Source organism: Rhodococcus indonesiensis, from assembly GCF_047782815.1.
Taxonomy (GTDB): Bacteria; Actinomycetota; Actinomycetes; order Mycobacteriales; family Mycobacteriaceae; genus Rhodococcus; species Rhodococcus indonesiensis.
Genome location: NZ_CP180630.1, coordinates 2,056,197 through 2,075,774, shown reverse-complemented (window position 1 = coordinate 2,075,774; position 19,578 = coordinate 2,056,197). Strand labels below are relative to the sequence as shown.

The 19,578-nt window shown below is 71.2% G+C and carries 17 protein-coding genes and 1 tRNA gene; 6 read left to right on the top strand and 12 right to left on the bottom strand.

The features are described 5' to 3' along the window. Genes ACM26Y_RS09735 through ACM26Y_RS09710 form a run of 6 tightly spaced genes read right to left on the bottom strand, consistent with a single transcriptional unit; the run spans window position 1 to window position 6,782 of the window. The gene (locus ACM26Y_RS09735) at window positions 1–1,215 is read right to left on the bottom strand and encodes a vWA domain-containing protein (protein WP_416063324.1); all 1,215 of its coding nucleotides are present in this window, start codon (window positions 1,213–1,215) and stop codon (window positions 1–3) included. Beyond that, entirely contained in the window at window positions 1,212–2,081 is an 870-nt protein-coding gene (locus tag ACM26Y_RS09730; RefSeq protein ID WP_416063323.1) for an AAA family ATPase, read from the bottom strand. The genes ACM26Y_RS09735 and ACM26Y_RS09730 overlap by 4 nt, the downstream gene beginning before the upstream one ends. A 25-nt stretch (window positions 2,082–2,106) precedes the next feature. After that, a complete protein-coding gene (locus tag ACM26Y_RS09725) occupies window positions 2,107–2,994 on the bottom strand; it encodes an XdhC family protein (RefSeq protein WP_416063322.1) in 888 nt (295 codons plus the stop codon). A gap of 29 nt (window positions 2,995–3,023) precedes the next feature. Further along, a complete protein-coding gene (locus tag ACM26Y_RS09720) occupies window positions 3,024–5,420 on the bottom strand; it encodes an aerobic carbon-monoxide dehydrogenase large subunit (RefSeq protein WP_416063321.1) in 2,397 nt (798 codons plus the stop codon). Beyond that, window positions 5,417–5,896, bottom strand: a complete 480-nt coding sequence (locus ACM26Y_RS09715) for a (2Fe-2S)-binding protein (RefSeq protein WP_059174771.1) — start codon at window positions 5,894–5,896, stop codon at window positions 5,417–5,419. The genes ACM26Y_RS09720 and ACM26Y_RS09715 overlap by 4 nt, the downstream gene beginning before the upstream one ends. A gap of 4 nt (window positions 5,897–5,900) precedes the next feature. Next, a complete protein-coding gene (locus tag ACM26Y_RS09710) occupies window positions 5,901–6,782 on the bottom strand; it encodes an FAD binding domain-containing protein (protein WP_371383350.1) in 882 nt (293 codons plus the stop codon). A 159-nt stretch (window positions 6,783–6,941) separates the two neighbouring features. On the opposite strand from ACM26Y_RS09710, the gene ACM26Y_RS09705 reads away from it, so the two are divergent. Then, a tRNA-Arg gene (locus tag ACM26Y_RS09705) sits at window positions 6,942–7,015 on the top strand. A gap of 96 nt (window positions 7,016–7,111) precedes the next feature. Here the strand turns inward: ACM26Y_RS09705 and ACM26Y_RS09700 are convergent. Beyond that, the gene (locus ACM26Y_RS09700; protein ID WP_416063320.1) at window positions 7,112–7,981 is read right to left on the bottom strand and encodes an SDR family NAD(P)-dependent oxidoreductase; all 870 of its coding nucleotides are present in this window, start codon (window positions 7,979–7,981) and stop codon (window positions 7,112–7,114) included. Further along, a complete protein-coding gene (locus ACM26Y_RS09695) occupies window positions 7,978–8,499 on the bottom strand; it encodes an NUDIX domain-containing protein (RefSeq protein WP_040782516.1) in 522 nt (173 codons plus the stop codon). The genes ACM26Y_RS09700 and ACM26Y_RS09695 overlap by 4 nt, the downstream gene beginning before the upstream one ends. A gap of 104 nt (window positions 8,500–8,603) precedes the next feature. On the opposite strand from ACM26Y_RS09695, the gene ACM26Y_RS09690 reads away from it, so the two are divergent. Together ACM26Y_RS09690 and otsB are read left to right on the top strand one after the other, a co-directional pair. Then, a complete protein-coding gene (locus tag ACM26Y_RS09690; RefSeq protein WP_017681093.1) occupies window positions 8,604–8,771 on the top strand; it encodes a hypothetical protein in 168 nt (55 codons plus the stop codon). A gap of 198 nt (window positions 8,772–8,969) precedes the next feature. Next, on the top strand, window positions 8,970–12,221 hold the full coding sequence (gene otsB, locus ACM26Y_RS09685) for a trehalose-phosphatase (RefSeq protein WP_416063319.1): 3,252 nt from the start codon (window positions 8,970–8,972) through the stop codon (window positions 12,219–12,221). Here otsB and ACM26Y_RS09680 read toward each other — a convergent pair. Next, window positions 12,218–12,547 carry a DUF6191 domain-containing protein gene (locus ACM26Y_RS09680; protein WP_003936851.1) on the bottom strand — a complete coding sequence of 110 codons (330 nt, stop codon included), beginning with the start codon at window positions 12,545–12,547 and terminating at the stop codon, window positions 12,218–12,220. The genes otsB and ACM26Y_RS09680 overlap by 4 nt on opposite strands. Before the next feature lie 159 nt (window positions 12,548–12,706). Here ACM26Y_RS09680 and ACM26Y_RS09675 point away from each other — a divergent pair, with 159 nt between their 5' ends. Next, on the top strand, window positions 12,707–13,060 hold the full coding sequence (locus tag ACM26Y_RS09675; protein ID WP_289380407.1) for a hypothetical protein: 354 nt from the start codon (window positions 12,707–12,709) through the stop codon (window positions 13,058–13,060). Further along, window positions 13,047–13,676, top strand: coding sequence for a hypothetical protein (locus ACM26Y_RS09670; protein WP_416063318.1), 630 nt, complete (start codon window positions 13,047–13,049; stop codon window positions 13,674–13,676). The genes ACM26Y_RS09675 and ACM26Y_RS09670 overlap by 14 nt, the downstream gene beginning before the upstream one ends. A 27-nt stretch (window positions 13,677–13,703) precedes the next feature. Here ACM26Y_RS09670 and ACM26Y_RS09665 read toward each other — a convergent pair whose 3' ends face one another. Further along, complete coding sequence (locus ACM26Y_RS09665; protein ID WP_416063317.1) at window positions 13,704–16,052, bottom strand: heavy metal translocating P-type ATPase; 2,349 nt, start codon at window positions 16,050–16,052, stop codon at window positions 13,704–13,706. A 184-nt stretch (window positions 16,053–16,236) separates the two neighbouring features. Here ACM26Y_RS09665 and ACM26Y_RS09660 point away from each other — a divergent pair, with 184 nt between their 5' ends. Beyond that, window positions 16,237–16,491, top strand: coding sequence for a hypothetical protein (locus ACM26Y_RS09660; protein WP_416063316.1), 255 nt, complete (start codon window positions 16,237–16,239; stop codon window positions 16,489–16,491). Window positions 16,492–16,523: 32 nt separating this feature from the next. Here ACM26Y_RS09660 and ACM26Y_RS09655 read toward each other — a convergent pair whose 3' ends face one another. Further along, on the bottom strand, window positions 16,524–17,915 hold the full coding sequence (locus tag ACM26Y_RS09655) for an FAD-binding oxidoreductase (protein WP_416063315.1): 1,392 nt from the start codon (window positions 17,913–17,915) through the stop codon (window positions 16,524–16,526). Further along, window positions 17,912–19,570 (bottom strand): L-lactate permease, encoded by a 1,659-nt coding sequence (locus ACM26Y_RS09650; RefSeq protein ID WP_416063314.1) that lies wholly within the window; start codon window positions 19,568–19,570, stop codon window positions 17,912–17,914. Before ACM26Y_RS09650 ends, ACM26Y_RS09655 begins: the two co-directional genes overlap by 4 nt. Window positions 19,571–19,578: the final 8 nt, after the last annotated feature.

The window sequence follows — 19,578 nt, the reverse complement described above, 5'->3', positions numbered from 1 at the left end:
CTACGACGGGCCGTCGGAGACGTGCGCCACCCGCCCGGCGACCGGGTCGAGATCGAACACCGCGCGCAGGGCGGCGAGGGTGTCGGCCGCGAGCAGCGCGTCGCAGTGCGGCAGCGCGGCCGCCATGGGCCCGGTCTCGGGACGGTAGCCGGGTCGGCCGGCCCGCGGGTTCAGCCACACCAGCCGGTGAGAGCGGCGACGTATCCGCGCGACCGCCCGGCCGAGCGCCTGCGGATCGTCGCTGTCCCACCCGTCGGAGGCGACGAACACGACAGCGCCGCGCAGCAGGTTGCCGTGGTGGGAGGCGAGCAACGCCTCGAAGCTGCGAGCGATGTGGGTTCCGCCGTAGCGGTCGACGACCGTGTCGTTGGCCCGGGCGACGGCGTGCTCGGCGGAGCGGTGCGCCAGGGTCGCGGTGAGCCGGGTCAGGCTCGTGGAGAACGCGAACACCTCGGCATCGCCGGCGCGCACCGCGGCCCGCATCAGGTGCAGGTAGGTGTCGGCGTAGCCGTGCATGGACCGGCTCACGTCGCACAGCACCACGATCCGGCGCAGCCGGCGGATCGGCCGGGCCCGGCGCAGACGGACCAGTTCGAAGCCGGTGTGCCGGGAGGCGGCGAGGGTGGCCCGCACGTCGAGGCGGCCGTGGTGGTGCGGCGTGCGGCGGCGGCCGGGGCGCCGCGGCCAGCGCACGCGGGCCTGCTCGAGCCACTGGCCCAGGAGGCGCAGGTCCTCGGGCCGCAGGTCGCCGAACGGCTGGTCGGCGCGGATCTCGACGGGGCTCGGCGCCCACGGCCCGGGCCGGGCCGTCTCGCCGGGGTCTCCGGAGCGGCGCGGGCCGCGGGTGTGCCACGGCACACCGGCCTGCGGCGCCCCGGGTGGCGCGTGCGGCCCCGGCACGGTGGTCTCCCCCGCGCCCGTCGTCCCGTCGGGGCCGCTGCGCCGGGCGTGCGGGTCGACGGCGATCACCTGCTGGTCGAAGACCTCGGCGAAGACGGCGTCGAATGCCTCCAGCGCGTCCTGCCGGTCGACGAGGGCGACCCGCGCGGTCCAGTACAGGCGACTGCGGGTGCGCGGCGGGTGCAGGCGCAGCGCCCGCACCAGGGTCGCGGCGGCGGTCGGGGCGACGGGCACCCCGCCGCGGCGCAACCGGTCGGTGAGCGCGACGGTGAACGCGGCGAGGTCGACGCTGCGCAGCAGCAGCGCGCTGCTCACGCGCGGAACTCCTCGTATTCGGCACGGATGGTGGTCCGGTCGTCGGGGGTCTTGGCGAGCGCGGTCAGCGTCGCCACCGCACCGGGGTGGACCAGGTCCGTCACGCCGAGCGCCACGAGCGCGGACACCCAGTCGATGGTCTCGGCGATCCCCGGCGCCTTGTCCAGGTCCAGTCGGCGCACGGAGGCGACGAAGTCGGCGGCCGATTCGACCAGGGCGAGGTTCGCGGCGGGGACGGTGCGGCGCAGGATCGCCACGGCGCGGTCCCGGTCCGGATAGTCGATCCAGTGGTAAAGGCACCGCCGGCGCAGCGCATCGTGCAGGTCGCGGCTGCGGTTGGAGGTGAGCACGACGATCGGCGGCTGCGCGGCGGAGAGGGTGCCGAGTTCGGGGATCGTGACCGAGTACTCGCCGAGGAACTCGAGCAGCAGCGCCTCGAATTCGTCGTCGGCCCGGTCGATCTCGTCGATGAGCAGCACCGGGACGGTGGGCCCGCGGTGGCGCACGCAGCGCAGGACCGGCCGTTCGAGCAGGAACTCCTCGGTGTAGAGGTCGGCTTCGCGCAACGTCTCGCCGCGGGTTTCCGCGAGCCGGATCGCGAGCAGCTGCCGCTGGTAGTTCCAGTCGTAGAGCGCCTCGCTCGCGGCGAGACCCTCGTAGCACTGCAACCGGATCAGTTCGGTGCCGAGGGCGGCGGCGAGAGCCTTGGCGGCCGTGGTCTTGCCGACGCCGGGTTCGCCTTCGAGCAGCAGCGGCCGGCCGAGTTCCACCGCGAGATACAGGGCGGTGGCGGTGCCCTCGTCGAGCAGGTAGTCCCGGTCGTCGAACCGGCGGACGACGTCGTCGACGCCGTCGAACCCGCTCATCGGCGGGCTCCCGGGGCCGACCCCGTCACGAACACGTGGCGTGTTCCTTCTCGTAGGCGCGACGGCACCCCGGGCAGCAGAACCACACATCCGTGCCGGCGTCGGACAGATGCGGGGTCTCGGCGGTCACGGTGACGGTCATTCCGCACACCGGGTCCACCGCGGTGCGCGGGGATGCGATCGGCGCGGCGGGAGATCCGAGATTCTCGCGGCGGATCGCCTGCACCAGTTCGGCGACGATCGACAACGCGATCTCCGCGGCGGTGCGCGCCCCGATGTCGAGACCCGCGGGGGTGTGCACGCGCGCTCGTTCGTCGGGGCGCACCTCGGCCTGCGCGAGCACGTCGGCGCCGCGCCGGCGGCTGGCGACGAGTCCGATATAGCCGATCCCCGCGTCGAGGGCGGCCCGGATGACACCCGGTTCCTCGCCACCGAGGCTCGCCACGACGACGGCCACGGCGTCGGCGGCGGGCGCGGCACCGGGCTCGAGGCGGTCGACCGCGAAGTCGAGCCGCGCGGCGAAGTCCGCGACGGCCTCGGCCACCGGCGTCGACCCCGACACGACGAGCATCGGGGCGGGTAGCTGCGGTTCGAGGAAGATTTCCGTCGCACCGCCGGACAGGCACGGATTGACCGCGACGACGGCCCCCGGCGTGTCGGGGAAGGTCTGCGCAGTGCCTGGCAGGACCCGCAGCAGGGTGCTCTCCCCCGTGGTCAGGGCCTGCCGTGCGGCGTCCCGTACCGAGGTCTCGGTGCACTGGCCACCGACGAAGCCTTCGATCGTGCCGTCGTCCAGTACCAGCGCGCAGTCGCCGGGCCGCGCGGACGTCGGCCGCTGGGCGCGCACCACGGTGGCACGGACGAACGCCCGGCGCCGGCGGGTCAGTTCCGCGGCACGCACCGTCAGGTCCATGTGACTCTCCCTGGTTCGGGGCCGGTCGGTCAGATCGGCGGGGTGGGCCGGCCCTGCATCGCCTCCCACACCCGCGACGGAGTCAGCGGCATGTCGGCGTGCCGCACCCCGAAGGGGCGCAGGGCGTCGACGACGGCGTTGACCACGGCGGGCGGCGAGCCGACCGTCGCGGACTCGCCGATGCCCTTGGCGCCGATCGGGTGGTGCGGCGACGGGGTGACGGTGAATCCGGTCTCGAAGTGCGGCACCTCCATCGCCGTGGGGATGAGGTAGTCCATGAGCGAGCCGCCGAGGCAGTTGCCGTCTTCGTCGAACTCGATCATCTCCATCAGCGCCATCCCGATGCCGTCGACGATTCCGCCGTGGACCTGGCCCTCGATGATCATCGGGTTGATGCGGGTGCCGCAGTCGTCGACGGCGAGGAACCGGCGCACCGTCACCTCGCCCGTACCGGGATCGACGTCGACGACGCAGAAGTACGCCCCGTACGGGTAGGTGAGGTTCTCGGGGTTGTAGCAGATCTGGGCCTCGAGTCCGCCCTCGACACCCTCGGGCAGATCGCCGGCGCCGTGCGCCCGCATCGCGATGTCCTGGATGGTCACCGACGCGGTCGGATCACCCTTGACGTGGAAGGAGCCTTTGGTCCAGTCGAGGTCGGCGACGGACACCTCGAGCATGCCGGAGGCGATGATCCGGGCCTTGTCGCGGACCTTGCGCGCGACGAGGGCGGCGGCCGCGCCGGAGACCGGGGTGGACCGGCTGCCGTAGGTGCCCAGACCGAACGGGGTGTTGTCGGTGTCGCCGTGCACCACGTCGATGTCCTCGGGTGGGATGCCGAGTTCCTCGGCGACGATCTGCGCGAACGTCGTCTCGTGGCCCTGACCCTGGGTCTGCACCGACAGCCGCACCACCGCCTTGCCGGTGGGGTGCACGCGCAGCTCGCAGCCGTCGGCCATGCCGAGACCGAGGATGTCCATGTCCTTGCGTGGGCCGGCACCGACGGCCTCGGTGAAGAACGCCACGCCGATGCCCATCAGTTCGCCCCGCGTGCGGCGCTCGGCCTGCTCGCGGCGCAACTCCTCGTACCCGACCATTTCCGCCGCCTTGCGCAGCGTGGTCGCATAGTCGCCGGAGTCGTACTTCCATCCGGTCTTGCTGGTGTACGGAAACTGTTCGGGGCGAAGCAGATTCTGCAGCCGCAGCTGCACCGGATCGAGCTCGAGATCGTAGGCCAGGCAGTCCACGAGCCGTTCGACGAGGTAGACGGCCTCGGTGATGCGGAACGAGCACGCATAGGCCACGCCGCCGGGCGCCTTGTTGGTGTAGACGGCGGTCATGTGGCAGTAGGCGGCCTCGATGTCGTAGCTGCCGGTGAACACCCCGAAGAAACCGGCCGGGTACTTCACCGGGGCGGCGGTGCCGTTGAACGCACCGTGGTCGGCGAGGACCTGGGTGCGGATCGCGAGGATCTTCCCCTCGCGGGTCGCGGCGATCTCACCGACCATCACGTAGTCGCGTGCGAAGCCGGTGCTCACCAGGTTCTCGCTGCGGTCCTCCATCCACTTGACCGGCTTACCGGTCACGAGGGAGGCGACGATCGCGCAGACGTATCCGGGATAGATGGGCACCTTGTTGCCGAACCCGCCGCCGATGTCCGGGGCGATCACGCGGATCTTGTGTTCGGGCAGGCCCGCGACGAGGGCGTAGAGGGTGCGGTGGGCGTGCGGCGCCTGGCTCGTCGACCACAGCGTGAGTTTGCCGGTGATCCGGTCGTAATCGGCCACGGCACCGCAGGTTTCCATCGGCGCCGGGTGCACCCGGGGATAGACCATCTCCTGCCGGGTGATCACGTCGGCCTTCGCGAACGCGGCTTCGGTGGCGGCGGCGTCCCCGGTTTCCCAGTCGAAGCAGTGGTTGTCGGTCTTGCCTTCGAGATCGGTGCGGATCACCGGGGCCTCGGGCGCGAGCGCGCGACGGACGTCGACGACCGGATCGAGGATGTCGTACTCCACGTCGATGAGTTCGAGGGCGTCGCGCGCCGAGTACCGGTCCTCGGCGACGACGAAGGCGACCTCCTGGCCCTGGAAGCGGACCTTGTCGGTGGCGAGGACGGCCTGGACGTCGTTGGACAGGGTCGGCATCCAGGCCAGACCCTTGTCCGCGAGGTCGGCGCCGGTGACGACGGCCCGCACCTTCGGGTGGGCCTGCGCGGCGCTGGTGTCGATGCCGAGGATCTTCGCGTGCGCGACCGGGGAGCGCAGGATCGCCAGGTGCAGCATGCCGGGCAGTTGCACGTCGTCGACGAAGCGCCCGTGTCCGCGGATGAACCGCGGGTCCTCCTTGCGCAGCATGCGGCCGTGGCCGCAGGGCTTCTCGTCGTTGTCGACGGTGTCGAGCAGCTCGGGGGTCGGGTCGACGGCGGTCATGACGGCGCCTTCTCGGTGGCGGGGTGCTCGGCGGCCCAGCGGACGGACCGCACGATGGTGGTGTAGCCGGTACAGCGGCAGATCTGTCCGGAGATCGCCTCGCGGATGGTCTGCTCGTCGGGGTCCGGGTTGCGGTCGAGCAGGGCGCGGGCGGTGATCATCATGCCGGGGGTGCAGAAGCCGCACTGCAACCCGTGGCAGCGCATGAAGCCCTCCTGCACGGGGTCGAGCACACCGTCGCGCTCGAGTCCCTCGACGGTGCGCACGTCGTGACCGCTCGCCATCGCGGCGAGCATGGTGCACGACTTGACGGGCTCGCCGTCGACGGCGACGACGCACGTGCCGCAGTTGCTGGTGTCGCAGCCCCAGTGCGTGCCGGTCAGGCCGAGGTGATCGCGCAGGAAGTGGACGAGCAGCAGCCGCGGTTCCACCTCGGCACTGACCTCGTCCCCGTTCACGCTCATCGAAACCCGCATCGGGTCAACCCCTTTCGGAGGTGGTGAGCCGCTCGACGGCGCGGCGCAGGGTCCGCACCGTGAGTTCCGCGGCGAGGTGGCGTTTGTAGTCGACAGTCCCGCGCTGATCCGCGACCGGGTCGCTCGCGGCGGCGGCGAGTTCGCCGGCCTCGCGGTAGAGGTCCTCGGACGGCGTCGCGCCGCGCAGCCGGTCGGAGATGCCGGCCAGGGCCTGCGGATCTGCCCGGACCGCGGTGAGGCCGACGCGGGCGTCGTCGATGGCGCCGTCGCTCATCCACACCGCGGCACCGGCGGCGGCGATCGCCCAGTCCCCCGTTCGTCGCTCGACCTTGGCGTAGGCGCTCGACCCACGTCCCCGTCGCGGCAGCCGGACCTCGACGAGCAGTTCGTTGGCGGCGGCGGTCGTCTCGTACGGGCCCAGGTGGAACTCGTCCATCGTCAGCGTCCGGCCGCCGCCCGGACCGCGCAGCACGACCGATGCGTCGAGGACCTGGCACACGGTGGACAGGTCCTCGGCCGGATCGGCCTGGCACAGCGACCCCCCGATCGTGCCGCGGTTGCGCACCACCGGGTCGGCGATGACCCGTTCGGCGTCCCGGAAGATCGGGAAGATCTCGGCGAGCGCCTCGGATTCGAGGAGTTCGCGGTGCCGCGCCAGCGCGCCGATCCGCACGACGTCGGGCTCGACGGTGATGTAGCCGAGTTCGCCGGCCAGGTCGTTGATGTCGATCAGACACTCGGGGGCGGCGAGCCGGAGTTTCATCATCGGCAGAAGGCTGTGCCCACCCGCGACGACCCGGGCTTCCTCGCCGCGTTCGTCCAGTAGAGCGATGGCGTGCTCGATGCCGGTGGCGCGCTCGTATTCGAAAGCCGAAGGTACTTGCATGTGGCATACCTCACATTTCAACTACCTACGGAGTGTATGCCCGCGCATGCCGGACGACCGGCGGATTCGTCCCCCGATCGGGACAGGCGAGCCCACCGTCCCGGCAGCGCCGGGGCCTCGGTCCGGCCCGTACCGGCAAGCGGTTAAGATTTTGGCCGCGCCTCCGTAGCTCAGCTGGATAGAGCAAGAGCCTTCTAATCTCTAGGTCGCAGGTTCGAGTCCTGCCGGGGGCACCGTCAGCATCCGCGGCGTTCCCGGTCAGCCGCGCCCCCTATTGTCGCCGCGGCTGACCGGCGCCCGCGCGGCTGTGCCGGTCGTGGGCTGTGCGGTCACACCACGCGGGTGAGGCGTTCGGCGAGTTCCCAGAACCGCCGGGCCTGCGCGACGTCGTGGGACTGCGGGCTCGAGTCGATCTCGTGGTACTCGCCGTAGAACCGGCCGCCGATCCCGTCGAGCGACGGGTCGACCGCCATGAAGACCAGCGAATCGGTAGCCGCGTCGACGGACGTGGCGAAGGGCATGTGCGGTAATACGTGCGCCATGAACAGCCGCATCAGGCCGCGAGTGCTCGCGGCCGCAGTGGTGGGCACGAAACCGGGGCACACGGCGTTCGCGGTGATCAGACGCCCCTCGAGGCGGCGCTGGAGTTCGTAGGTGAACCACAGCACCGCCAGCTTCGAATTCTTGTATGCCCGGTCGGGGTTGTAACCGTGTTCGAGCTGGACGTCGGCGAAGTCGAAATCCACCGGCGCGCCGCGGGATCCGGGCAGGTGCAACCGCGAGGCGACGGTGACGATACGCGCCGACGGACTGCGCGCGAGTGCGGGCATGAGCAGTTCGGTGAGCAGGAAAGGGGCCAGGACGTTGACGGCGAGGGTCTCCTCGTACCCGTCGACGGTGAGCCGGCGTTCCTTGCTCGTCTGCAGGATGCCGGCGACGTGCAGCAGCACGTCGATCGGTTCGCCGCGCTCGGCTTCCGCGACGGCGAAGGACCGGACCTGTTGCAGGGAGGACAGCTCGACCCAGCGCGGCTCGACCCGAGCGTCGGGATCGGTGCGCTGTATCGCTTCGGTGGCGTCCTCCGCGGCAGCCCGGGTACGCGCGGTGAGCAGAACATGGTGCCCTCGGGCGGCGAGCTTCCCGGCCGTGACCCGGCCGAGCCCCCGCCCGCCCCCGGTGATCAGCACGGTCTTGCTCACTTGCCCGCGTCCTCCGTTCCGCTCCCGGGCGTCCCCGCGGACGACCGGCCGGCCGCGTGCACCCGCTCACGTAGCCGGGCGAGGATCGGGCGCTGCCCCTTCACGAGCTTGACGTCCGCGACGGCGAGCGGGAACCAGCGAGCGTCGTCCACCTCGGGGAAGCTCTGCACCTTTCCGGACCGCGGCGGCCACTCCAGGTCGAAGGTGTTGCTGCCGACGAAGGCGAGATCCGCGGCGGTCTCGGCGGCGTAGACGGTGACGATCTTCCCGGAGGGCTGCTTGAACCGGCCGAGCATCTCGTAGTCCACCGCGGGCGCGGTCATCCCGCATTCCTCCTCGAACTCCCGTAGCGCCACGGCGAACGGATCCTCGTCGTCGCCGTACACACCCTTGGGAATCGACCAGGCCGCCTCGTCCTTGCCGGTCCAGTACGGGCCACCCGGATGCACGATCCACACCTCGAGCACACCGGCACCGTCGATCCGGTACAGCAGAATCCCGGCGCTCATGACAGCCATCGATCCACCCTTCCGGCACCGGCCTGTGCGCCCGCACCCACACGGTAGTTCTTCCGGGCAGACTGAGACCCGGCAACCGTGCCCCGAACCGGAAGGACCCAGCCGTGACCGATACGACCGGCGATCATCCCGTCACCGCCCGCGCGAACGGACCCGGCGTCGTGCTCGACCTGCCGGAAGGCCTCGGTGTCGCTCTCGACATCGCGCAGGCCCGCGCGCTGCTGGACCAGCTGCAGGCGGCGATCGAGGAGGCCGAGCAGCTGGAGGTCTGACTCCGGACAGCGGTGCCGGTTCGCGCGTACGCCTGCGCGGCGGGTGTCCGCCGATGATCATCGAGGGGCGGGTTCCGGCGATCGAAACGGGCCTGCCCGTCGGCGAGCACATCGTAGAATCGGGAAAACTCCTGTGGGCCTGTTCCGCAACGGCGCCGAGGGACAGACTGCCATGTACTCACCATCCGAGCCGGGCCGATGACGCGGCCCCCGGTCGAATCGCGCCCCCACGACCGCCGGCTGTCGGAGATCCCGGATGCGTTGGCATCCCGGCACCAGGCGACCGCCATGCTGCGCACCCGTCGCTACGCCGTGTTCCTGGACTTCGACGGCACCCTCGCCCACCTCGTGGACGATCCCGGTGCGGCCACCCTCGTCGACGGCGCGGCGGACGAACTCGCCCGGCTCGCCCGATACTGCCCGGTCGGCGTGATCAGCGGCCGCGATGTGGCCGACCTGCAGGCACGGGTCGGCGTGCCTGGCCTCTGGTACGCGGGTAACCACGGCTTCGAGCTCGTGGGTCCGGACGGCACGTACCACCGGCACGAGGCCGCCGATCGTGCGGTGCCCGACCTCGGGCGGATCGCCGTCGCCCTCCGGGACCGCCTGGCCGACGTGCCCGGCGTTCTGGTGGAACCCAAGCGTTTCGCTGTCGCCGTTCATCACCGCCACGTCGCCGCGGACCGGATGGGCGAGGTCCTCGCGGCGGTGCGCGATGCGGCCGGCCGGGACGGCGCGCTCCGCGTCACGCACGGACGCGACGTCACCGAACTGCGCCCCGACGTCGAGTGGGACAAGGGACGGGCGGTGGCCTGGGTACTCGAGCACGTCCGCGGCGCAGGCGACCCCATGCCGGTCTACATCGGCGACGACCTCGCCGGTGAAGATGCGTTCGGGGCCCTGCCGTCGACCGGGATCGGCGTCGTCGTGCGCCACCCGGGGGAGGGTGATCGGCGGTCGACGGCCCAGTTCGCGGTCGACGGTCCGGACCGGGTGCGCGAGATCCTGCAGCGGCTGGCGGATCTGCTCGGCAGCGATCCGGGGATCGCGCCGCCCCCGGACGACGCGTGGACGATGTTCTTCGACGGTTACGACCCGTCCACCGAGAAGCTGCGCGAGGCCCTCTGCACCGTCGGCAACGGCTACTTCGCCACCCGTGGCTGCGCTCCGGAATCCCGGGCCGACGGCGTGCACTACCCCGGCACCTACGTGGCCGGGATCTTCAACCGTCTCGACGACGAGGTATCGGGGAGCATCGTCGACCACGAGAGTCTGGTGAACCTGCCGAACTGGCTACCGGTGACCTTCCGCGTCGACGGCGGGCAGTGGTTCGACCTCGACTCGGCCGAACTGCTCGACTACCACCAGTACCTCGATCTGCGCCGCGCCGTCCTCACCCGGCGGCTGCGTTTCCGCGACGCCGCGGGCCGCACCACCTCGGTGCGGCAGCGCCGGTTCGTCGCCATGAACGTCCCGCACGCCTGTGCCCTCGAGACGACGATCGTGGCCGAGGACTGGTCGGGCCGGGTCGAGATCCGTTCCCTGCTGGACGGCACAGTCCGGAATTCCCTCGTCGAGCGCTACCGCGACCTGGCCGACGAGCACCTCGAACCGCTGCAGACCACCTCTCTGTCGGCTGATTCGGTGCTGCTGGCGGTGCAGACCAACCAGTCGCGGATACCGGTGGCGATGGCGGCCCGGAACACGGTGTGGTGCGGCGGGGAGCCGGTCGCTGGCGAGTGCCGGTTGCTCGGCGGCGACGGCCGGATCGAACACGAGATCGTCGTCGACGTCGAGCCGGACCGGCCCGTGACGCTCGAGAAGATCGTGACGGTGTTCACCGGGCGCGACCCGGCGGTGTCCGAACCGGCCGACGAAGCCGCCCGCTGGCTCCCCCGGCTGGGCCGGTTCGACGAACTGCTCGACGGCCACGTACTCGCCTGGGGATATCTGTGGGATCACCTGGGCATCGACTACGAGGGTCCGGGTCACGGCCACGCCCTGCGCGTCGTCCGGTTCCATCTTCTGCATCTGCTGCAGACGGTCTCGGCGAACACCACCGACCTCGACGTGGGCGTGCCGGCCCGGGGGCTGCACGGTGAGGCGTACCGCGGACACGTCTTCTGGGACGAGTTGTTCGTGTTCCCGGTGCTCAACCTGCGGCTGCCCGCGCTGACCCGGTCGCTGCTGCGCTACCGCTACCGTCGCCTGCGGGAGGCGCGCCGGATGGCACGCGAGGCCGGTCGCCGGGGTGCGATGTTCCCGTGGCAGTCGGGCAGCGACGGCCGGGAGGAGAGCCCGCAGCTCCACCTCAATCCCAGATCCGGACGGTGGAACCCGGATCCGAGCCGGCGCCAGCACCACATCGGCATCGCGATCGCCTACAACGTGTGGCAGTACTACCAGGTCACCGGCGACCTGGAGTTCCTGATCGAGTACGGCGCCGAGATGCTCGTCGAGATCGCCCGCTTCTACGCCGATCTCGCCTCCTACGACGAGGATCGCGGCCGGTACAGCATCCGGGGAGTCATCGGCCCCGACGAGTTCCATTCCGGCTACCCCGACGCACCGTACGACGGGATCGACAACAACGCGTACACCAATGTCATGTCGGTCTGGGTGATCCTGCGGGCCCTCGAGACACTCGAACTGCTCCCGCTGCAGATCCGCTCGTATCTGACCCAGGCGCTGGGGCTGCACGCGCAGGAGACGACACGCTGGGAAGACATCACGCACAAGATGTTCGTCCCGTTCCACGACCGTGTCCTCAGCCAGTTCGAGGGGTACGAAGAGCTGGCCGAGCTGGACTGGGACGGCTACCGGCGGCGCTGCGGCGACATCCAGCGACTCGACCGGATCCTCGAGGCCGAAGGCGACGACGTCAACCGCTACCGGGCGTCGAAGCAGGCCGACGTGCTGATGCTGTTCTATCTGCTGTCCTCCGACGAACTGCAGGAACTGCTGGGACGGCTCGGCTACCGGTTCCCGACCGAGGACATCCCGCGGACCATCGACTACTACATGGCGCGAACCTCGCACGGCTCCACCCTGAGCGGGGTGGTCCATTCCTGGGTGCTGGCCCGAGCCCACCGGGACGAGGCCGTGGACTACTTCTACCAGGCACTGAAGTCCGATATCGCCGACATCCAGGGCGGCACCACCATGGAAGGCATCCATCTCGCTGCCATGGCCGGCAGCGTCGACTTCCTGCAGCGGTGCGTGCCCGGCCTCGAGACCCGAGGTGGCCGGCTCCTGTTCTCCCCGCAGTGGCCCGAGCCGCTGGGCGCCCTGGAGTTCCCCATCTTCTATCGGGGCTACCGACTTCGCCTGCGCATCAAGGGCAGAGAGGTACAGGTGAGCGCGGGCCCCGGGAACCAGGCGCCGATCGAGATCGAATGCCGCGGCCACGTCGCGCACCTGCAGCCGGGAGGCACGGTTCGCCTGAGCTAGTGCGACGACGGACCGTCCTGCGGCGCGCGACTGCGAACGTCGATCGCCACAATTCCCGCGTGCAGGTCGAGGGTCATCCGTTCGGTTTCCCCGGTGGCCGTGTCCGACCGCGCCATCTGCTTGGAACGGCCCTCGTCGATCACGTGCCGGTGCGAGGGCGAGAACAGTGTCTGCATCTCCCCGAACACGCCCGCGGCACCGCCCCCGTCCAGCGGAGGTCGCCTCTTGCGCCAGTAGACCCAGCCTCGCCGCTCCGCCCACAACCCGAGCTGATCGAGCAGCAGCACCGCGGCGACGAGCGCGACTGCACCTGCCAGCAGATACACGACTCTCCTCCTGGTGCGGCGGACGACATCTCCGAGGATAGGACGCCGAGTCCCGTCGGCGCCGACCTCTCGGGACCAATGGCCCTGGAACGAGCACGGTTCCGCGGTTCACGATGAGAACGAGCCGGCTCCCGCGGGCCGGGATGGGGAGGATGGACCGTGGATTATTCGGTGCTCGTCGCCGGGTTCTCCGCCGCCGGGGTACGCCGGGCGGTGCGCGCAGGACTCGACGCGGTCGACGGTCCGCAGCCCGGTCGGTGGCTGGCACGGTTGCCATCCGGTGCGTCCGCTCTCGGCTTGTCGCTCGGGGCCGCGGCCGCGGTTGTCTCCGTGCTCGCGATCTGGGTGCTGCACCTCCTCGGTGTGTCCGGGCTGTCGACGGGGTGGTTCCTGGTGCTGAAGGCCGTCTACGGCGGTGTCCTCGGCTACCTCGTCGCTCGCTGGGTGATGGTCCGGCAACTGTCGGCGAACCGCGCAGCGCAGATCGCCGGGAGCACCGATGCCGCACGGTGAACCTCCGGCGACCGAACGGCAGCTGCCGGTCTTCGAACAGCGGGTCGTACGCGCGCGGGTGGTCGACGCCCCGGCTCCGGACACCTTCGCCGCGATCCGGCGCGTCGACTTCATGCGGTCCCCGGTGATCGTCGCCCCCAATCTGGCCCGGCTCGCCGTCGACGCCCTGCGCACACCACGGCGCCGGGAGGTGCGGGCGCACCGCTCGGTCCGCCTTGCGGACCTGATCGGTCCGCAGGGCGGTTTCGAGGTCATCGCCGAGGAACCGGGGCGCGAACTCGTGCTCGGCTTCGTCGGCCGATGGTGGGAGCCGGACTACGGCCGCGTCGACTGGGATCCCGGGGCGCCCCTGTCGAGTATCTCGGTTCCCGAATGCGGGTTCGGCACATGGAGTTTCACCGTCCTACCGTATGACGCGCGGACCTGCGTCCTGCTCACCGAGATCCGGGTGCACGGCACCGACGAACGCGCCCGCAGACTCTTCCGCCGATACTGGACGGCGGTCGGACCGTTCGTGCGGGCCATGGCCCGGCCGATTCTGTCGATGATCGCGGCCGAGGCTCGGCGCCGACCGGAAGTCCCCGCGCAGACATCGCACCGGCGGAACCGGGTGTGAGCCGCCGCAACCGGCCGCCCGCGCCGGTCAGACCGAGTCGTCCGGCCGTTCGGCCTCGGGGGCGAGGGTGAAGTAGTTCTCCTCTTCCTGCACGAAGTGCAGCCGCAGCAGCGCGTGCAGCCCGTACAGGCAGGCGAGCAGGTCGTCGCACTGGTCCGGGCTCAGCCCGCCGGCGGCGTCGGCCTGCGCCAGATGTGTACGCATGCGGCGGCTGAGGCGGTCGATCTCGGCGTGCATCCGGCTCATCGTCGCGGTCGCCTCCCCACTGCCGAGCGGGACCGCGAGCGCCGGGTACAGCTCGGTGTCCTCGGCCCGTTCGTGCGGCAGCAGCGTGTCGAACAGGAACGTGTCGGTGCGGCGCAGCGCGGTGTGAGCGGCGGGCAGATCACCGGAGGCGAGCAGCTGGGCGGTGTCGCGCAGGAGCGACAGGTCGTCGCGCAGGACGTCGTGTTCGGCCGAGAACCGGTGCAGCATCGCCTCGGTGTCGTCGGGCAGCGCCAGCTCCCGGTCCCGGTCGCCGCGTAGGGCGCGCAGCGCGTTGAGGATGACCGCGACGTCGATGCCCTCCTGCAGCAGCGCACCCACCGCGGGGGGCAGGTATCCGAACGCGGCGAATCCCATGGCGACCAGCGACAGGCTCATGCCGACGACCGCGCTCTGCACGGCGATGCGCCGGGAGCGGCGGGCGATCTCCATGGCGTCGGCGAGCCGGTCGAGCCGGTCGGTGGTGAGCACGATGTCCGCCGCCTCCGAGCTCGCCGTGGATCCGCGGGCACCCATCGCGACTCCGACGGTCGCCGCGGCGAGGGCCGGTGCGTCGTTGACGCCGTCGCCGACCATCACCGTGACCGCCGCCTCCCGCTCGGCACGGACGCCGTTCACCTTGTCGGCCGGGGTCTGCTCGGCGTACACGCCGTCGAGGCCGAGGACGGAACCGATCTCCTCGGCCGGTTCGCGACGGTCGCCGGTGAGCATGACCAGGCGGTCCAGGCCGGCCGCGCGCAGCCGCCGCAGGGTGCGCGCGGCGTCGCGGCGCAGGGGGTCCACGAGCAGCAGGGCGCCGGCCAGATCGCCGTCGACGGTGACCCAGGCGACGACGGCGCCGTCGAGGGCGGCGCGGCTGAGCACCGCCCGCGCCCAGCCCGGCGCGTCGTCGGGCAGGACCAGGCTGCCGACGGTGACGCGGCGGCCGTCGACGGTCGCGGCCACGCCGGTACCGGCCTGCTCGGCGACGTCGGTGGGCAGCGACAGGGGCAGCCCGCGCATCTTCGCCTCCTGCACGATCGCCTCGGCGAGCACGTGCGGGGACAGCTGATCGGCGGACGCCGCCAGGCGCAGCACCTCGGTGCCGTCGCCGCCGGGTGCGGTGACGATGTCGGTGCCGGCGGGCCGGCCACTGGTGAGCGTTCCCGTCTTGTCCATCACCAGGGTGGTCGCGTGCCCGAGGTTCTCGAGTGCGCCGCCACTGCGGATCACCACCCCCAGACGCGAAGCGCGGGAGAGACCGGAGACGATCGCGACGGGCGCGGCGAGCAGAAGTGGGCACGGGGTCGCCACCACCAGCACGGCGACGGCGCGGGTGGCCGAGCCGCTGATCAGCCACGCGAGCCCCGCCACCGTCAGCGACAGCGGCAGGAACCACGCGGCGACCCGGTCGGCGATCCGCACCACCGGCGCGCTCTCGGCGGCGGCCTCGCGGGCCAGACGCACGATCCCGGCGTAGGTACTGTCCTCGGCGGTGGCGCGGGCGTGGAGTTCGAAGGCGCCGCCGGCGGCGACGACGCCGCTGCGCACGGCCTCCCCGGTGCGACGCTGCACGTGCATCGGCTCGCCGGTGAGGACCGACTCGTCGAGCACCGCCAGCTCGGAGGTGACCCAGCCGTCGACCGGCACCACCTCGCCCGGTCCGACGACCAGGGTGTCTCCGGGCACCACGTCGCCGAGCGGCACGACCTCTACCTCGTCGCCGACGCGGCGACGGGCGGTGTGCGGCGCGTGCTCGAGCAGGGCGCGCAAGTCCTTGGTGGCGCGACGTTCCGCGGCAGCGTCGAGGGCCTGCCCGGACGCGAGCATCACGCCGATGAGCGCCCCGGCGACGTATTCGCCGACGAGCAGGGTGCCGACCAGGGACAGCACCGCGATCAGGTCCACCCCGACGCGCCCGCGCCGCAGCGCGTCGATCACCCACCAGACGGCGGGCAGGATCGCGACGACGGTGCCGGCGATCCAGCACGCGTCGGCGACGTCGTCCGCATCGAACAGCGTGGCGACGATGCCGGCCACCAGCGCGGTGAGGGTCACGGCGAGGAAGATCGGCTCGACCCACGTGCGCACCCGCTCCCGCCACGGAGCCTCGAGGGCCGGCGTGACAGTCATGACGCCCCCCTACCTCGTCTCGGTTCGGGTCGGACTGCTCCGCATCGACGTTACCGGCACGGTCCAGCCGAGGCGGTCGGGCATTGGACACTCGTCCTGGTGGCACACGGAAACCTGTTCGACTACAACGGATTCATACCTCGAGGCGTGAGGTGAAATCACCGAAGTACCGAAAGGTTACATAGTGGACACCGACGATTCGATTCGCGAGCCGGCCACCTCCGATTCGCTCCGATTGCCCACCGTCGGCCCCGACGCTGTCCCACTGGGAATATCGTCCGCGGAGGCCGCCCTCGCGACGTCCCGATGGCGCTCGAATCTGGGGGGCGCGCTCGGCGCCGCGGTCTCGACGGGTGCCGCTGCGGTGATGGTGACTGCGGTCGCTCTGACCGGTACCGCGACGACCGTGTCCCGAGTGATGAACTTCGTCGGTATCTGACCCCCAGGCTTCGCCGGCAGGAAACGGGGTCGTCAGATCCCGCGTCCCGGGTTGAGAATCCCGGTCGGGTCGAACGCCGCCTTGATGCGGTGCATGAGGGCACGTTCGACGGTGCCGACCTGCGTTTCCAGGTACGGCTGCTTGAGCACCCCGATGCCGTGCTCTCCGCTGATCGACCCGCCGAGCGCCAGGCATTCGGCGACCATCTCGTCGAACGCCTGCCGGGCGCGTCGCGCGACGGACTCGTCGGCGGCGTCGAACACGATGGTGGGGTGCAGGTTCCCGTCCGCCGCGTGCCCGAACGTGCCGATGAGCAGGTCGTGCCGCGCGGCGATCGTCTCGACGGCCGCGAGCATCTCGGGCAGCCGGGGCACGGGGACAGCCAGGTCGTCGAGGAGGGTGCTGCCGCACCGCTCGAGCGCGGTGAGCGCCACCCGCCGAGCAGCCATGAACTCCTCCCCCTCGACCGGGTCGGCGGTGTCGTACACCTCCGTCGCGCCCGCCGCGGTGCAGGCCAGTGCGCACACCTCGGCTTCGGCGGCGGCGTCGCGCCCGTCGCACTGGACGAGCAGCAGCGCGCCGGCCGTCTGGTCGAGCCCCATGTGCGTCATGTCCTCGACGGCGGCGATGGTGGTCCGGTCCATCAGCTCGACGAGGCACGGTTCGGCCTGCTCGCGGATCGCCAGGACCGCGGCGACGGCCTGCGCGGTGTCCGGGAAGCTCGCGACCACCGTGGCCGCCGCGGTTGCGGCGGCGCGCAGCCGCACCGTGGCCTCGACGATGACGGCGAGGGTGCCCTCGGAGCCGACGAGCAGTTGCGTGAGGTTCAGTCCCGCCACGTTCTTCCGGGTGGTGGCACCGGTGTGGATGATCTGCCCGTCGGCGAGCACCGCCTTGATGCGGGCGACATGGTCGGCCGTGACGCCGTACTTCGCGCAGCAGGTGCCGCCGGCGTTGGTGGCGAGGTTGCCGCCGATGGTGGAGACGGCGCGGCTGCCGGGGTCCGGCACGTACCACAGCCCCTGCTCCGCCGCCGCCGCGGCGAGATCACCGTTGATCACCCCGGGTTGCACTGTAGCCGTGCGTGATTCAGGGTCGATCTCGAGGATGGCGTTCATCTTCTCGACGCTGAGCACGATGCCGCCGTCGAGGGCGTTGGCCGCGCCCGCGAGACCGGTGCCCGCACCGCGGGTGACGACGGGAATGCCGTGCCGGTGCGCGACGGTCAGGGTGGCGACGACGTCGTCGGTGTCCCGCGCCCGCACCAGGGCGAGCGGCATTCCGGCGGGCGTGAGCAGCGACTGGTCGCGCCGGTAGGCGAGCATCCGGTCCGGGTCGGTGACGACGGCGTCACCGAGAACGTCGACGAGTGCGGCAACGGCCGACTCGGTGTCGGGGACAAGGGTTACAGCGCCGGGATTCACGGAACCATCCAATCGAGAACGGGGGTGGACTGTAGATAGATGACGACGGTGAGGAACACGAGCAACCCGAGGCTCCAGCCGATCAGGCGGCGCAGGACGACGCCCTCCGCCCCGGCCAGGCCGACTGCGGCGACCGCGACCGAGAGGTTCTGCGGCGAGAGCATCTTGCCGAGCACCCCCGCGGACGAGTTGGCCGACGCCATGAGCACCGGGTCGAGACCGGCCTGCTGCGCCGCGGTCGCCTGCATGACACCGAACAGCGAGTTCGACGACGTGTCGGAGCCGGTGACGGCCACACCGATCCAGCCGATCAACGGCGAGACCAGGGCGAACACACCGCCCGCGGACGCGAGTGCCATGCCGAGGCCGGCGGTCTGACCGGACAGGTTCATCACGAAGGCCAGCGCGAGCACCGAGGTGACGGTGACGACGGTCCAGCGCAGCTGCACGAGCGTGTCGACGTAGGCGCGGACGGCGCGGCGCACCCCGATTCCGTACATCGCGGCCGTGAAGGCTCCGGCGAGCAGCAGCAGGGTGCCGGTGGCCTTCAGGTGGTCGAGCTTGAACGTCTGCGCGGCCAGCGGTGTGCCGTCGACATCGACGATGTCGAGGCCGGGCCAGCGGAACGACACGGTGCCGATCTCGCCGAGCCACGCCTTGACGACCGGGATCTGAGCCGCGGTGAAGATCGCGATGATCGTCAGGTACGGGGCGAGGGCCAGCAAGGTGCGCCGGGTCCGGCTGTATACGTCGAAACGCGACGGCGGGGCGGCGATGCCGACACCCGTTCCGGCGCCGACCGGTGCGGCGAGGGCGGAGTCGGGCGTGGCGACCAGGCGCTCGCCCGGCTGCCACACCTTCAGCATGCCCAGTACCGCGCCGACCGTGACGATCGCGGCGACGACGTCGGTGAGTTCGACGGTGAGGTAGTTGGCGGTGACGAACTGGGCGAGGCCGAAGGTCAGTCCCGCGACGACGGCGACGGGCCAGGTCTGCCGAACTCCGCGGCGCCCGTCGACGAGGAACACCATCACCATCGGCACGACGGCCGCGACGAAGGGTGTCTGCCGGCCGGCCATCGCGGACAGGTCGTCGAGCGGCAGGCCGGTGACCCCGGCGAGCGCGAGGATGGGGGCGCCCATCGCGCCGAAGGCCACCGGAGCGGTGTTCGCCAGCAGGGACGTGCACGCGGCCTTCAGCGGTGCCATACCAGCAGCCAGGAGCATCGCCGCGGAGATCGCGACGGGTGCGCCGAATCCGGCGAGCGACTCGAGCAGCGCGCCGAAGCAGAAGGCGATGAGGATGGCCAGGATGCGCTGGTCGTCGGAGACGGACCGGACGACCCGGCCGAGCTCCTCGAACCAGCCGGTGACCACCGTGAGCCGGTAGACGAAGAGGGCGTTGATCAAGATCCACAGGATGGGAAACAGGCCGTAGAAGGCGCCCTCGGCGGTGGCGGCAGCCGCCTGGCCGAGCGGCATCCCCCACCCGACGACGGCGACGAGCACGGCGAGCGCCAGGCCGACGAGAGCCGCACGATGCGCTTTCCACCGGAAGACGCCGAGCATGACGAACATCGCGGCCAGCGGAATCGCCGCGACCACGGCCGACCAGGCGAGGGAACCGCCGATCGGGTCGAGTGTCTGTTGGTACATGGACGCCC